The sequence below is a fragment of the Kosmotoga pacifica genome (assembly GCF_001027025.1).
Lineage (GTDB): Bacteria > Thermotogota > Thermotogae > Petrotogales > Kosmotogaceae > Kosmotoga_B > Kosmotoga_B pacifica.
This window is the reverse complement of record NZ_CP011232.1, coordinates 1,174,738-1,188,647: the sequence shown is the minus strand read 5'-3', so window position 1 is coordinate 1,188,647 and position 13,910 is coordinate 1,174,738. Positions and strand designations below refer to the sequence as shown.

The 13,910-nt window shown below is 42.1% G+C and carries 11 protein-coding genes; 5 read left to right on the top strand and 6 right to left on the bottom strand.

Annotated features, from left to right (window positions below; genetic code table 11):
• Window positions 1-57: 57 nt before the first annotated feature.
• A complete protein-coding gene (locus IX53_RS05545; RefSeq protein WP_047754504.1) occupies window positions 58-1,824 on the top strand; it encodes an ABC transporter ATP-binding protein in 1,767 nt (588 codons plus the stop codon).
• On the opposite strand, the gene IX53_RS05540 is transcribed toward IX53_RS05545, so the two are convergent.
• The 3 genes from IX53_RS05540 to IX53_RS05530 form a co-directional block, all read right to left on the bottom strand.
• Complete coding sequence (locus tag IX53_RS05540) at window positions 1,798-2,394, bottom strand: PHP-associated domain-containing protein (protein WP_047754503.1); 597 nt, start codon at window positions 2,392-2,394, stop codon at window positions 1,798-1,800. The genes IX53_RS05545 and IX53_RS05540 overlap by 27 nt on opposite strands.
• A 391-nt stretch (window positions 2,395-2,785) precedes the next feature.
• Entirely contained in the window at window positions 2,786-3,595 is an 810-nt protein-coding gene (locus tag IX53_RS05535; protein WP_047754502.1) for an ABC transporter permease subunit, read from the bottom strand.
• A complete protein-coding gene (locus IX53_RS05530) occupies window positions 3,592-4,467 on the bottom strand; it encodes an ABC transporter ATP-binding protein (RefSeq protein WP_053001203.1) in 876 nt (291 codons plus the stop codon). Before IX53_RS05530 ends, IX53_RS05535 begins: the two co-directional genes overlap by 4 nt.
• A 195-nt stretch (window positions 4,468-4,662) precedes the next feature.
• On the opposite strand from IX53_RS05530, the gene IX53_RS05525 reads away from it, so the two are divergent.
• Window positions 4,663-5,709 carry a hypothetical protein gene (locus IX53_RS05525; protein ID WP_047754500.1) on the top strand — a complete coding sequence of 349 codons (1,047 nt, stop codon included), beginning with the start codon at window positions 4,663-4,665 and terminating at the stop codon, window positions 5,707-5,709.
• Between the two features lie 364 nt (window positions 5,710-6,073).
• Here IX53_RS05525 and IX53_RS05520 read toward each other — a convergent pair whose 3' ends face one another.
• Window positions 6,074-7,873 carry a hypothetical protein gene (locus IX53_RS05520; RefSeq protein ID WP_047754499.1) on the bottom strand — a complete coding sequence of 600 codons (1,800 nt, stop codon included), beginning with the start codon at window positions 7,871-7,873 and terminating at the stop codon, window positions 6,074-6,076.
• Between the two features lie 62 nt (window positions 7,874-7,935).
• Here IX53_RS05520 and IX53_RS05515 point away from each other — a divergent pair, with 62 nt between their 5' ends.
• On the top strand, window positions 7,936-8,271 hold the full coding sequence (locus IX53_RS05515) for a hypothetical protein (RefSeq protein WP_245612684.1): 336 nt from the start codon (window positions 7,936-7,938) through the stop codon (window positions 8,269-8,271).
• A gap of 679 nt (window positions 8,272-8,950) precedes the next feature.
• Here IX53_RS05515 and IX53_RS05510 read toward each other — a convergent pair.
• A complete protein-coding gene (locus IX53_RS05510; RefSeq protein ID WP_047754498.1) occupies window positions 8,951-9,805 on the bottom strand; it encodes a DUF4438 domain-containing protein in 855 nt (284 codons plus the stop codon).
• A 65-nt stretch (window positions 9,806-9,870) separates the two neighbouring features.
• Window positions 9,871-10,548, bottom strand: coding sequence for a Crp/Fnr family transcriptional regulator (locus IX53_RS05505; RefSeq protein WP_047754497.1), 678 nt, complete (start codon window positions 10,546-10,548; stop codon window positions 9,871-9,873).
• A gap of 104 nt (window positions 10,549-10,652) precedes the next feature.
• Here IX53_RS05505 and IX53_RS05500 point away from each other — a divergent pair, with 104 nt between their 5' ends.
• Both IX53_RS05500 and hcp read left to right on the top strand, forming a co-directional pair.
• Complete coding sequence (locus tag IX53_RS05500; RefSeq protein ID WP_245612683.1) at window positions 10,653-11,828, top strand: DUF438 domain-containing protein; 1,176 nt, start codon at window positions 10,653-10,655, stop codon at window positions 11,826-11,828.
• 4 nt (window positions 11,829-11,832) lie between these two features.
• Window positions 11,833-13,503, top strand: coding sequence for a hydroxylamine reductase (hcp, locus tag IX53_RS05495; protein ID WP_218916047.1), 1,671 nt, complete (start codon window positions 11,833-11,835; stop codon window positions 13,501-13,503).
• The last annotated feature ends 407 nt before the right edge of the window (window positions 13,504-13,910 follow it).

The window sequence follows — 13,910 nt, the reverse complement described above, 5'->3', positions numbered from 1 at the left end:
CTCGCCCTGGAAGTTATTATTTAATTGGTCTTCTAAGGTCAGAGGGGGGATTTTTTTATGTTAAAACGTTTCATTGCATACTACAGACCCCACCTTTTCTTGTTCACCGTGGACATGATCTGTGCGTTTATGATAGCCGGGATAGATCTGTTCTTTCCTAGCATCACCAGGAGTGCTCTCGATATTTATATACCACAGCGTGATTTGAATGGCCTGATAAAGGTTTCTGTTATTTTAGGTATCCTGTTTGTTTTTAGAGCCCTCTTCACCTACGTTGTCAACTACTGGGGACACATCGTCGGGGTGAGGATGGAATATAACATGCGCAAAGACGTATTTTCTCATATACAAACTTTGCCTTTTAGTTTTTTCGATAAAGTCAGAACGGGCAGGATCATGTCGAGAATCGTTAACGACCTAAGAGACATCACGGAACTCGCCCATCACGGACCTGAAGACCTATTCATCTCTCTCATCACCCTCACCGGTGCTTTCATCATACTTATGAGAACAGACTGGAGGCTGACGTTGATCATCTTCACTTACATCCCATTTCTTGTATGGTTCGGGATTAAAAAAAGGCAGAAGATGTCGCGCGCCTTTATGACCGAAAGGAGGCGTATTGCAGATGTCAACGCTCAGCTTGAGAACAGTATTTCAGGCATACGTATTGCTCAGTCATTCACGAACGAGGACCTTGAAAGGGAGAAGTTCGACGAAGGGAACAGGAAGTTTGTGGAGTCAAGAAAACGTGCTCTGAAAGCCATGGCAGAGATGTTCACCGGGGTGGATCTGCTATCTAACATGCTGAAATTAACGGTTCTACTCGTTGGAGGATATCTCACTTTGAAAGAAATTATCACTCCCGGGTCACTGGTGGCATATTTTTTATATGTTGAACTCTTCCTTCAACCTATACGCAGATTGATGATGCTGGCACAACAGTATGAAGCAGGTATGGCTGGCTTCAAGCGCTTCATCGAAATAATGGATACCAAGCCAGAGATCGTAGACAAAGAAGATGCGATTGAGCTCAAAGATGTAAAGGGAGAGATAGAGATCAGAAACGTTTCTTTTTCATACGATGGTGGAAATAAAGTTTTGAAAAATATTAGCCTGAAAATCCCGGCCGGGAAGACCGTGGCTCTTGTGGGACCTTCAGGCGGAGGAAAGACAACTCTCTGCCATCTCATACCGAGATTCTATGAGATCACTGAGGGCGAGATATTGATCGATGGAATAAACATAAAAGACGTTACTCTGAAGTCATTGCGCAGAAATATAGGCATTGTTCAGCAGGATGTTTTTCTCTTTGCAGGAAGTATAAGGGACAATATAGCCTATGGAAAGGGAAATGCCACGGATGAAGAGATTATAGAAGCTGCGAAGCGGGCAAATATACATGACTTCATCATGTCTCTGGAGGACGGTTACGACACATATGTCGGCGAGCGTGGTGTAAGGCTCTCGGGTGGGCAAAAGCAGAGGATATCTATAGCGAGAGTATTTCTGAAGAACCCTCCGATTTTGATTCTCGATGAAGCCACTTCGGCCCTCGATAACGAAACGGAATTGAAAATACAACAATCACTGGAGGAGCTGGCAAAAGGTAGAACTTCACTCGTAATAGCTCACAGACTTTCTACGATAAAGCACGCCGACGAAATCATTGTTATCACTAAAGATGGAATCATTGAACGGGGTACTCACGAAGAGCTTCTAGAGAAGAAAGGACATTATTACAGGCTCTACAAAGCACAGTTCAAAGGATATATACCTGACTCTTACGACGCCGCTTCAACCAATGTCATCACTCAGCAATAGAGGTTTACACTGCCCCGTTCTTATCTGTTCAATGAGCTCTTCCAGCGTATTGATATCTTCGGGGAATTCAGTTGCAACTCTGAAAATGTCAAACTCCGTCAATGCATCGCTCCCGCCTGTCATTGGTTTGTCAAATTTTTTCGCAATCTCTATTGCTTTTTCCCATTCATCAAAGAAGCTTCTTCCATTGTAGACTTCAACAGCATCTACAAGGTCGATAATCTTTTCAGCGCTCTCGGTATCCAGCATTCCGAACACCCCGGTATTTCTGAAAGGATGCGCGGCGATGACGATCCCCCCTTCGGCATGTACAGTTTCGATAAACAAATAGATATTCTGTATATGCATAAGTTCGGGAGATGCCCCGAAAACGAGGAAATGACCATAATCAGTTATTGCTTCAAAGCCGCAGAAGAAAAAGTCTCTGTATTCATTAGCTTCCGAATTGAGGATATCATGGTCAGTTATGGCAACGCGAGCACCATAGGCCTTCGCGTATGGAACATAGTCTTCCAAAGCCAGGTTTGAACCGGATGAGAGGTCGGTATGATTATGGAGATCGATCAGCAACGCGAATTCCCCCTTTCCCCACTTTGGGTTTCAATTATGTATTCTACCGTATAAATATCTTCAATTGTTGCCATTTTGAGGGTTACACAAAGGTGATAATAAATAATTAAGAGGGATTCGGGATTCTGGAACTATCGAAGTTGTTGTGCATGGCTCCATGGGCAGGATCTCGCGATGCCATCTGTTCTAAGGACTTTCCTGGGTATATGGTCTCCTGTAGATATCTAATAAATGGCGTCAAAGCTTGATTGACATATGATGTACATTGAACGCTCAAGAGACCCTATAACTGGAATGATTTATTATAAGGACAAAACGGATCCTTACAGTCCAATGATTCTAAACGATGCGTCTGACTATGTACCTGGAGAGAATCTATAATAAAAACTCTCTACACCTTTATGTCTGTTTTACTGAAAACCCACGCTCCTGTGAACAAAAAAATCATGGAAATGAGCATGATGATAAAGGCGTTACCCAGCATCATCTGGTTGTTCTTTATTGTGTCTATCAGAGGAATGTAGCGGAATATACTGATTATAGACATCCATTTGAGGTTCTCGAAACTTCTGCCAAGGGAATCGCCGAAGTACATAAATATCGTGAGCCCGATTGTGATAGATGTATTTAGGGAACTCTTCTGCGTTGATACCGAAATGAGCGTTGCAAGACTGGCAAAAAACACCTGAACTGTAAGGGCATACAGTCCGAAGGCATAAAGCACCTTCACATTGTATTCCATATGCACGAAAAGCTCGAATAACCTCGTTTCAGAGATTGTAAACGCTCCGACCAACAGTAATATAAAAGTGAACATCACTGCTACCTTTGAAAAAAAGACCGTGAGTCTTGAACCCGGTTTGACAAGAAGATATTCTATGGTTTTTTGCTCAAACTCTTTTGAAAATAGAGAACCGGCAAACATCGAAGCAAAGATAGCTGAAAGGATATAGACAAAACTCATACCCTCTGAGCCGAAAAGTCCCTCAGGTCTTGTGAGCAGTTCTGGATCAAAGCTAAACATCTGAAGAAGGAGCTTCGGCATCTTTTCGATGAACTTTAGCATAGCATCGGACTGTTGGAGCATCTGGTCGGTAATGGGGATGTACATGAAAGTAAAGGCAATGAATATCGCTGTCCAGATAATGAAGGTGCGGAGGTTCCATTTGAATTCTTTTCGATATATATTTGAAAAGCTCATTTTTCAACCTCCTGATTGTAAAATTCCATAAAAGACTCTTCCAGAGACGGGTTTCTGATTTGCAGGTCATCAAATTCGAGTTTTATCAGCGAGTTCAAAAAATCTTTTAGTTCGGTGCGATTCACTGAAAATACAAAATTGCTACCTTTCTGTTCGAGAAGTTCATATTTTGAAAGTGTTCTAAGATCCGAAAGTCCAGAGACTGTAACGAGTTTTTTGGTATACTTACGTATATCTTCCATGGAGAGTTCTTTGATCAATTTTCCTTCTTTAATCACTCCGACCCTCTGACAAAGGCGCTCAACCTCTGAGAGAACGTGTGAAGAGAATAGTATCACTGTTCCACGCTCACGTTCTCTTTCCAATAATTCATACAATTTGCTTTGAAGTAATGGGTCGAGACCATTTGTTGGTTCGTCCATTATGATGTATGAAGGCTTGTGAACGAGGGACTGAAGTATTCCTACCTTCTTTTTGTTTCCCTGTGAGAGCTCTTTAAACTTCTTTTCAGTATCGATGCCAAGAAACTCAATTAGCTCTTCTTCGTAGCTTTTATCGATTTCTGGGTAAAAATTTCTGTTGAATTTCAGAAACTCTTTCACTCTCATATCTGGATAGAAATTAACTTCGCCTGGAAGATAGCCAATCAGAGGCTTAACCACATTAAGATCGTCAGGAATACGGTGGTTTCCAATCTTCACCTCTCCAGAATCCTTTTGAAGAAGCCCGAGGATGATACGGATAGTCGTCGTTTTTCCTGCACCGTTTGGACCTATGAGGCCATATATTTCTCCAGGCTTTATTGCAAAACTGACATCAACTATACCCCGGTATTTGCCATAGTATTTTTTCAGGTGTTCTGCGACCAGCACGTTATCTCCTCCCTCAAGTGATTTTAACACCGATAGAAGTATTCAGGGGAAAACAGTGCAAATTTATCCCGTACTAGGTAAAGTTGTAAAAAATATCTAAAAACTTTCCATATAAGTGGATACACAGTTTTTCAAATTCTATTTTTATATGAAAAAAAAGAATAGAATGGCATTGGAAGAGTGGGGGGATTGATTATGATACTAAAAAGGTTCTTTACCGTAATTTCGATATTTATCGTTGTTACTTTTTGCTATGGAGATGGCAGTGTGAGTATCTCCACGCCGGATTTTATTCTTGATCCCCTCTGTGTTGAGAATCCGGCGAGTTTTAACAATCAAGAATTTTGGTTTGAGGTGTTGAGGGACAGTCCCATCATCATCACAGGCGATTACACTATCTACATGATCACTACTTCTGGTGACGTTATTGTTGATAAATTTCTTGAACTTCAGCTTACACACATATATCATTACATGGATAGCACTTATGTCGACGAAATAATAATACCGGTTCATTTATTTCCAGACGATGGTCCTTTCTACGTTTCGAGTGACTATGAACATGAAAAATTCTGGCTTAGACTATTTTTTCCCTATTCCTATCTAGTTAGTGAAGATTGGTGCTTGAAATATAAATCAGCTGAATATCGTGTCGAAATTATCTTCACGATCACTCCTGAAATTCCGCCGGGAACGGATGATGACTTTGTCACTTACACTCCCGGAGGCTGGGGAGCACCACCCCATGGTGACAATCCCGGAACGTATCTCCACGCGAATTTTTCTTCAGCTTTTCCTGGTGGTTTGATAGTAGGAACGCCCTCTTTCTTCATGCGTTATGTCTTGTTTACGAGCGCCTCAGCTATAACCGAGTACCTACCAGCAGGTGGTTCCCCCGCTCAAATCTTTACGACTTACATCGATCCGGCAACTTATGATCTAGACAATGAGCTCGTCTCTCAGCTGGTCGCTCTAACGCTGAATGTTGGTTTTGACTTGTATGATCCGAATTTCGCGCCGAGCACGCGAAATCTCGCTGATCTCATACTCGCCTATCCACTAACAGTTCCGCCATCAGAAAGGTATATGGAAGGCATGACAGTGGCAGAGATCCTGGAAACCGCGAATCTGGTTCTTTCAGGTAAATCAGGAGATTACACTCCCTCACAGGTAAATGATGTGGTCACCATTATCAATGAGAATTTCGACGGTGGAACAGTAGACAACGGTTATCTTTACTGAATTACCTTTCACCCTTAGGGGGGATCCCCCTTTTTTCTTATTGAATAATTATGGCTCCCTATTCGGGAGCCACTTATACTTATAATGTGAAAATTCCGCTCTGAAACTTGAAATCTCTAAATAGAAATTACTGATGATTTCCTTCGCGCTGTTAGCTTTTAACCATTTCAGAGACGCTCTACCAAATTCACGGCAAGTGAAATGAGAAATTTCTCGTTACCAAATTTGTTTTTTCAGTCTCGTCATCCTGTGCTCAAAAGTCATATTCTCAAACGTTCCACGTGATGATGATTGAGTTTTCTCCACAGAGGTTTACCCATCCTCTGGTTCAAAAGCGCTCTGTACATAATTGATTTCGGGCGTGTTACTCATCTCCTCCTTTGGAATAACTCTCTCTGTGAACTGGGTTTAGCTGGTAATCGAAGTATATCAGGTTCATCGATAGGGGCTTTAGTGAAATTCCTGAATCCATTTCTGTGATCTTTAACCTTTTAGAATCTTCTGTGAGTCTAATCTTCAGTTCTTTATCGGAGTAATTTACAAATACCCCTATGATGAGTTCGGCATCCTTGAAAGGCGCAAAAACAGCTTTGAGTCCATAAATTTTAACCTCAACAGGAATTATTTCGTTATAAAAATCTCTGAAAAGTTCATAGACCAGCGCCATGGGTCTGTACTCTATCTTTCCAGTGGAAGTATCGAGCAGGCTCAATGTGCCATCGTCTATAACGCACCAGAGTTGCAACGACCACAGATTTTCCTCAATAGCCGTAATATACGCCGATGCTCCCCACAACGCTGCTTCGAATGTAGACGGATTTCCAGAACCTTTTTGTCTGTAATCGAACCCGGTATTTGCCTCTGTGATGGCAAGTGGTAAACCCTCAAGGCCAAATTTCTTGAGCAGGGTTTTTATGCTGTCGATGTAGGATTTAAAGGTCTGTATGTTACTCAAAGTCCTAATTGCAGATTGTGAGCCATCAAAGGCGTAATAGTGAAGTGAAAGTACGTCTGTTAAATCGGCATTTTCTTTCAGGAATCCGATCAGCCAACTGTCGTATTGCGGAAAGGTTGCTATAGTGAAGTCTGGAGCTACTATCTGTATTTCGGGGTATTTATTCTTTATTTTGGTAATTTCCTCTCTAAACCTTTCGTTGAACTCGGAAAGGCTCACGTTCTTCCCGAGTATGATGGGATAGATATTCGCTTCATTTGAGAAGGAAATGTATTTTAAGTCCGGAATGTAATGAAGTAATTCCTCAAGCTGGGTAAGAGCATCTGATTCCGAAAAGTATTCGAGCTGCACAAGTGGTTCGACATCTGTATATTCCAACATTCTTGTGAAATTCTGAAAATCATATAAGCGCCTTTGATTATAATCACGAAATATTCCACCCCATCTGATCATTTTTATGGCTGAATTTTTGATAAACGGGGAAGCCAACATAAAAGACCATTCCTTCCAGTAATTGTTACCAAAAAGGTAAGGCGATATAGGTACAATTTCGAAGGGAAGTTTCTGAACTTCAGGTCTTTTGGAAGGAAAATATTTGAGATTGTAAGAATGTATTCCCATGAAGCTGGTGGTTATTTCCTCTCCGTTTTTGTCGAAAAAACTTTCGCCCGTTACTCCCTGGAACGTGATAGTATATTTCACAACCTTAACGTTCCCGATTTCTGTCACGAGTGATTCATCACCGGCGTAAGTGTAATCAAATGCAATTATTTGTGAAGAAAGAAAGTCGAATTTTATGACCCTGAAATCCTTCCTTTCAAGTGTTCTTTTGCGAATTTTTTCGCTTGAGGTGATGGGTTCTGCATTAATAATCGTTGATGGTGCCAGAATGCTCTCTTGTTGCTCCTGCTTCAGATACCCGTTATCGATATATTCAAATAAAAGATAGTCATGTTTAAAATCAGCCCAGCGCTTAACGGACAGCCTTTTCAATACCCCTTCGTCCACAGCTGCTGAATATTCGATTATTTGGGGTAATTTATTATCAAATAGAACGATTATCTTTCCGTTTTCGCTTTTCAATTCAGCATTATATTCGATGCAGGATACTAAAGTCAGTCCATCCGAGGTTTCAGAAACCATTTCAATTGAGAAGCACGTGATTATGAATGCGATGAATATGAACAGTATCGGCAATGACCTTTTCAACTTTTATACCTCCCCTATTGATATGTACTTTAAGAAAATCCTTGTTATTAATTTCACTTCTTATGATTATATACCTCGATTATACCTATTTGTGGACTGGAGGAAATTCCATTCAGATGAGGGATTGTGGTGTTGATTTTGATCATATTTGTGTTATATTGTTAATGATAATCTACGGAGGTGATACGGTGGACAGTGACACTTGTAGTTATTATAATGTGTGTCCTGTTGTGAGAGCCTATGAACGCGGTTTAGTAGATACGGAATGGATCAACATGTACTGTAAGTCTAACTGGAAAGACTGTGCACGGTTTCAACTGGAAGACCCTCTTTCCTACGAATTCGAAGGTGTCCTTCCCGATGGCAGTATAGAGGAGGATCTTAAAGATGAGTTCTGACTCCTTCTAAATCTATCTCCATAACCCCCGTTTTCAGATATCGAATGATGAAATTATTCATGTAAATATATTTTCGCTTTTGAAGGGCTCTTTAGAGCACATGGCTATAGGTATACTTAAAAAAGCGAGAAATACTTCTCGCTTTTTTGTATGGCCACCTGTTACTCCATTTTGGTTGCGGAAAGAGCCGTTGACCGTCCACTGTTTACTGTCCATCGTTTTCCGTTTTTCGTTATCCGACAAGAGCCTCTTCATGGAAAGAGCGGGTTTGGGGTCTAGGGTCTGGGGTCTAGGGTATAGAGATATTAGAGAACCGAGATGATGAGAGTCATTGTCGGTTGTGGGTTGTAGGTTGTTCGTTCTACACCCGCTTTTTCAAAAAGGTTTTCTTCACCCGTAACATTTTTCTCGGTTCTCGAACACCGAATCTCGGTTATCGGGTCTCGGATCTCGATTTTCTCCATACCCTATACCCAAAACCCGTTCTTCATCCAAACTTCAATATCTAATCCAATCTTGTTCTTTAATCCGATTTTTTCGTACAACCTACAACCAACAACCTACCACCGTTTTTCTCGGATCTCGGTTCTCGTTATCACGTACAACCAACAACCCACCACCCACAACGTTTTCTGAGCCTCCGCAAGCGTCGCATTATCAATTGTCAACGTTGCGAGCTTTAACCGAGATAATCTCCGATATTCGACTCATCAACGACGACGGGCTTGATTTTACCTGTAGAAGTTGTCATGATCACCGTGACACCGGGACCATGTCCCGTGACGATACAATCACCATGTACAACTACGCCGATAGTTATGGCACCTTCCATGTATCCACCGAGTCCAAAGGAATCATTGTGATTTTCAATGGCAACAAAATCCCCTATTCTCAATTTGTAGAGCTCCAATTTCTTTATTAAGTTTTTGTCGTTTGTTATGATGTCATAATCCCCACCTGCAGGGTTTCCAGAGCCCGAACCGGAGCCCATAAGATAGCCAGGCACAATCGCTTTAACGGGGAAATATATTTTTCCATCACGTTCTTCAACGGGTACCCTTTCTAGAAGTCCCGGGTCAATGTTGTACACTCTTACCTCTGGATAATCCTCAAGAACCAGGCCGTTTCCCCAGGCCCTGACCTGGATTTTGTCCCCAATGGCTAGCTTTTCCTTTACATTCTGATTGAAGTGAACTAGTACATGATTTATACCACCATGCTTCCCGATTACATACCCTTTTGCACCTTTGGCTTCACCGGTAAGCACGATGGCTTCGTTGCCGATGCAAGAATATTTAACGTAAGCCATATTCATGGAATCGTTAGGGTTCTTTGTCGATACGTCAGGCTCAACATGGTCGCCTGCCATTTTGAAAGCACTATCGCCTAAAGTGAAGTTGTAAGTAATGCCACCTGTACCCGGAAAGAGCCTTGGAGTCCCATTGATTTCCAGTCTGAAAGGTGTTCTGCTGAGAGGGTGCGCGACTTCGCCTGCCACTGAAATCTTAACAACAGCATCCTTGTTTGTCTTCAAATCTATCCCTCCTTAAAATAGTTCGTTAAGCTAATTATATTATGCCGGAACGATATTTAAAAAGCTCATTCCATGCCAGATAATTCTTTCAATCCTTCGCGATCGAGCAATCGAATTATCTGGTTATTCTGCGCTATGTATCCCTCTTTTATGAGTTCTGCAAAAGCCCTTGATAATGAAGGCCTTGCGACACCGAAGTACCTCGAAAGTTCCTCCTTGGTCATGCCAAGAGTGAGTTCGGTTTTGCCATTCGACCGTTCTAAAAGGTAGCGTGCTAGCTTTTCTTTTAGCGTGTTGAGAGAGAATATATACACCTTTTCGGCGAGCATGGCAAGTCTGTCGCCCATATCGTTTAGAAGCCCAGTCAAAAAGTTTTCATTGTTCATGCAAAGCTCAATTACCAAATTCTTACTCATAGACAATATGATCACGGAACTAGTAGCTATTATATCTACGGGAAACAGATTATCAGAAGCAAAGAGCACTCCACTGGCGATGAGATTGGGGGCCTCTATTGTTTCTAATTTAACCATTCTTCCGTTAGTATCCTGCATTATGGTCGAGACTTTTCCTTCCAGGATTATCAACAGGGAATTGCATTGGTCACCCCTTTGTCGAATGAGTTCTCCATCACTGTAGCGTTCTACAAGAGAGCCGTTCTTTTTAAAAATCGTTTCCAATTCTCCAATGGTCAGGTTTTTAAAAGGTTTCAATTTAGCGAGATTTAAAATGAGTGGGTTCATACGCACCTCCCGCACCCCGTAACAAATGTTACCGCTTGAATCTTTCAAAATGATTATACTTGAATTGAAAGAAAAATCCAACAAAAACAGGAGGAATTAAAACAGTGGAAAATAAAACAAAGCGGGAAGTGCTTAAAGAAATGCTTAGAGAACTGCACTCTTCTCCGGAAAAATTGGAAGACATCAAGGAGAAATTTTCTGTGTTGATAAGGGAACTCACGCCGGTAGACATATCAAAGGTAGAGCAGGAACTCATACAGGAGGGAATACCTGCGGAGAGCATTCAGTTGATGTGTAATGTTCATCTGGATCTCTTCAAGAAAGCAATTATAGAAGATGAGATTCAGGTGGAACCATGGCACCCTGTGCATATACTCGTTGAAGAACACCGGGATATGCTAAATAGACTGGAAAACTTCAGAAAGTATGTTATGGAAAAGGTAGATGATGAACTCCCAGAGGAACTATCGAAAGTTCTGGTTTATCTGGACGATATGGAGCTATACTTTCAAAAGGAGGAAAACGGACTGTTCCCTTACATTGAAAAACATGGGGTTGTGCAACCACCTGCGATAATGTGGAAAGAGCACGACCAACTCAGGGAATGGCGGAAAGAATTAAAAAAACTCTCCGAAAATCCTAATGAAAATCTAAAACAAATTAAAGAACTCGTCCTAAGCATGGCGGAGCTCTTGACAGACCACATCTACAAAGAACACAAAGTCCTCTTTCCAACAGCCCTTAAACTCATCTCTTTGGAGGAATGGAAAGAAATCAGAAAGGCTTTTGATGAAGTTGGTTATTTCTCATTCAAGCCTTCTCCCTTTTATCAGGAGGAGCAGGAACCTGAGTTCGCTGATGGGCTGGTAAACCTCGGTAGTGGTTATATGAGCCCGAAACAACTAAAACTTATGCTTGACCATTTACCTGTGGACATAACCTTTGTGGATGAGACGGACACCGTGAGATTCTTCAGTGAAAACCCCGATAGGATCTTTGGCAGAACCAGAGCCATCATTGGAAGGAAAGTGCAAAATTGTCATCCACCCAAGAGCGTCGATGTGGTCAACAAAATCCTTCGGGATTTCAAAGAGGGTAAAAGGAATGAGGCAGATTTCTGGCTCAAACTAGGCGATAAATTTATTTACATCAAATACATTGCTATTAGAGATTCAGAAGGAAATTATGTTGGTACCCTCGAAGTTTCGCAAGATATAGCCCCTATTCAGAATATTACTGGTGAAAAAAGAATTTACGACGACAAAAACCAGGAGGTGTAACGAAATGGGTATGTTTTGTTACCAGTGTTCAGAAACAGTGAAAGGAACGGCCTGTACAGTAAAAGGAGTGTGTGGTAAAGAACCTGAAGTTGCTCACCTTCAGGATATGCTCGTGTGGTTGCTCAAGGGACTCTCTTACTGGGCTGTGAAAGCTAGAAAGTATGGAGTTAACGATTCAGAAGCGGATCTCTTCGTCGCTGAAGGGCTGTTCACAACTATAACAAATGTAAACTTCGACCCTGAAAGTATCGGAAAGAAAATTGAAAGGGCAATAGAGCTGAGAGACAAAATCAAGGGAGCATTTCTCAAGGCTTATAGAGAAAATGAGGGAAGAGATTTCACTGATGAGGCACCGGAAGCAGCTACATGGAATGTGCCTGGTGGTCTGGACATCTGGGAATTGAAAGGCGCAGAAGTTGGTGTGCTTTCAACAAAAGACGAAGACATCCGCTCTTTAAGAGAACTCCTCGTCTACGGACTGAAAGGCATCGCTGCTTATACTGACCACGCTTACATCTTAAAGCACTCCGACTCTTCAATCCTCGAATTCCTTGAGGAAGGTCTTGCAGCAACGTTGGATGATAGTCTCAGCGCAGATGACTACATCTCTCTGGTCATGAAGACTGGTGAAATGGCAGTCAAGGCTATGGCATTACTTGATCAGGCTAATACCAGTGCCTACGGCCACCCCGAAGTCACTGAAGTATACACAGGAACGTATGCAGGTCCTGCTATCCTTGTGAGTGGGCACGATCTCCTTGATCTGGAAGAGATACTCAAACAGACTGAAGGAACTGGAATAAAGGTCTATACACACGGCGAAATGCTCCCCGCCCACGCCTACCCAGGACTCAAGAAATACAAGCACCTCGTTGGAAACTATGGTACCTCGTGGTACAATCAGCAAAAAGAGTTTGCAGCCTTCAATGGTGCCATTGTGATGACCACTAACTGTATCCAGAAGCCCCTCGACAGTTACAAAGACAGGATATTCACCACAGGTCTTGTGGGCTGGCCCGGCGTTAAACATATTCCCAACAGAACCGACGGACAGCCAAAGGACTTTACGCCTGTCATAGAAAAAGCGCTGAGCCTGGGCGGACTCGAAGAAAGACCTGGAAAGAAGATTGTAATCGGCTTTGCTCACAATCAAGCCATAGCCGTTGCAGACAAGCTAATAGACGCTATCAAAGCAAACAAGCTGAAGAGGTTTGTGGTGATGGCCGGTTGTGACGGACACGCAAAGGAGAGGGAGTATTACACCGAAGTGGCAAAAGAACTACCAAAGGACACCGTCATACTTACGGCAGGCTGTGCAAAGTATCGCTACAATATGCTGGATCTCGGTGATATAGATGGAATTCCCAGAGTTCTGGATGCCGGACAGTGTAACGACTCCTATTCGCTGGTTGTCACCGCCTTGAAACTGAAAGAAGCTTTGGGGCTTTCAGATATCAACGATCTCCCCATTTCTTACGACATAGCATGGTATGAACAGAAAGCAGTGACTGTCCTCCTCGCTCTGCTGTATCTCGGTGTGAAGGGCATAAGGCTTGGTCCAGTGCTGCCCGCATTCCTTTCACCAAACGTACTAAAAATACTCGTTGAGAACTTCGATATAAAACCAATAACGAACGTCAAGCAAGACGTAGAATTAATGCTCAAAGGCTTATAAAAATCGGGGGCAAATGCCCCCTTTCTTTTTGGACGAGTTACCGGGAAATTTTACCATGATGAATGTGACGTACAAACTATATTAAATGACCTTCTTTCGAAGAGATTTTGGGTATGGTTACGCTTTTCTTTGCCATTCCTGCTTCTATTGCTGGACCATCAAATCTGTTGAACGTGGAAGGCTTCATGGTTGTCAGTTGTCATTTATGGAGTCTGGGAGGTCTATGCCTTTATTGTATGCAATTGGCTAAAGATTGAGTTCAGATATTCAATAAACCCTGCGGTACTTATTCCCTTTCTTATATCTCTATATAGCTGGAATGGATACTTATATGTTCAAAGTAAATTTATTTCTATTTGTGGTTGATTTCAGGAGGTACCTGTGCTCTGAGCATCACCAATGCCGTT

What these genes read in the sequence shown, in the direction of transcription:
- IX53_RS05545 (WP_047754504.1), top strand. Translation starts at nt 58, where the DNA reads ATGTTAAAACGTTTCATTGCATACTACAGACCCCACCTTTTCTTGTTC.
- IX53_RS05535 (WP_047754502.1), bottom strand. Translation starts at nt 3,595, where the DNA reads ATGAGCTTTTCAAATATATATCGAAAAGAATTCAAATGGAACCTCCGC.
- IX53_RS05525 (WP_047754500.1), top strand. Translation starts at nt 4,663, where the DNA reads ATGATACTAAAAAGGTTCTTTACCGTAATTTCGATATTTATCGTTGTT.
- IX53_RS05515 (WP_245612684.1), top strand. Translation starts at nt 7,936, where the DNA reads ATGATTATATACCTCGATTATACCTATTTGTGGACTGGAGGAAATTCC.
- IX53_RS05505 (WP_047754497.1), bottom strand. Translation starts at nt 10,548, where the DNA reads ATGAACCCACTCATTTTAAATCTCGCTAAATTGAAACCTTTTAAAAAC.
- hcp (WP_218916047.1), top strand. Translation starts at nt 11,833, where the DNA reads ATGGGTATGTTTTGTTACCAGTGTTCAGAAACAGTGAAAGGAACGGCC.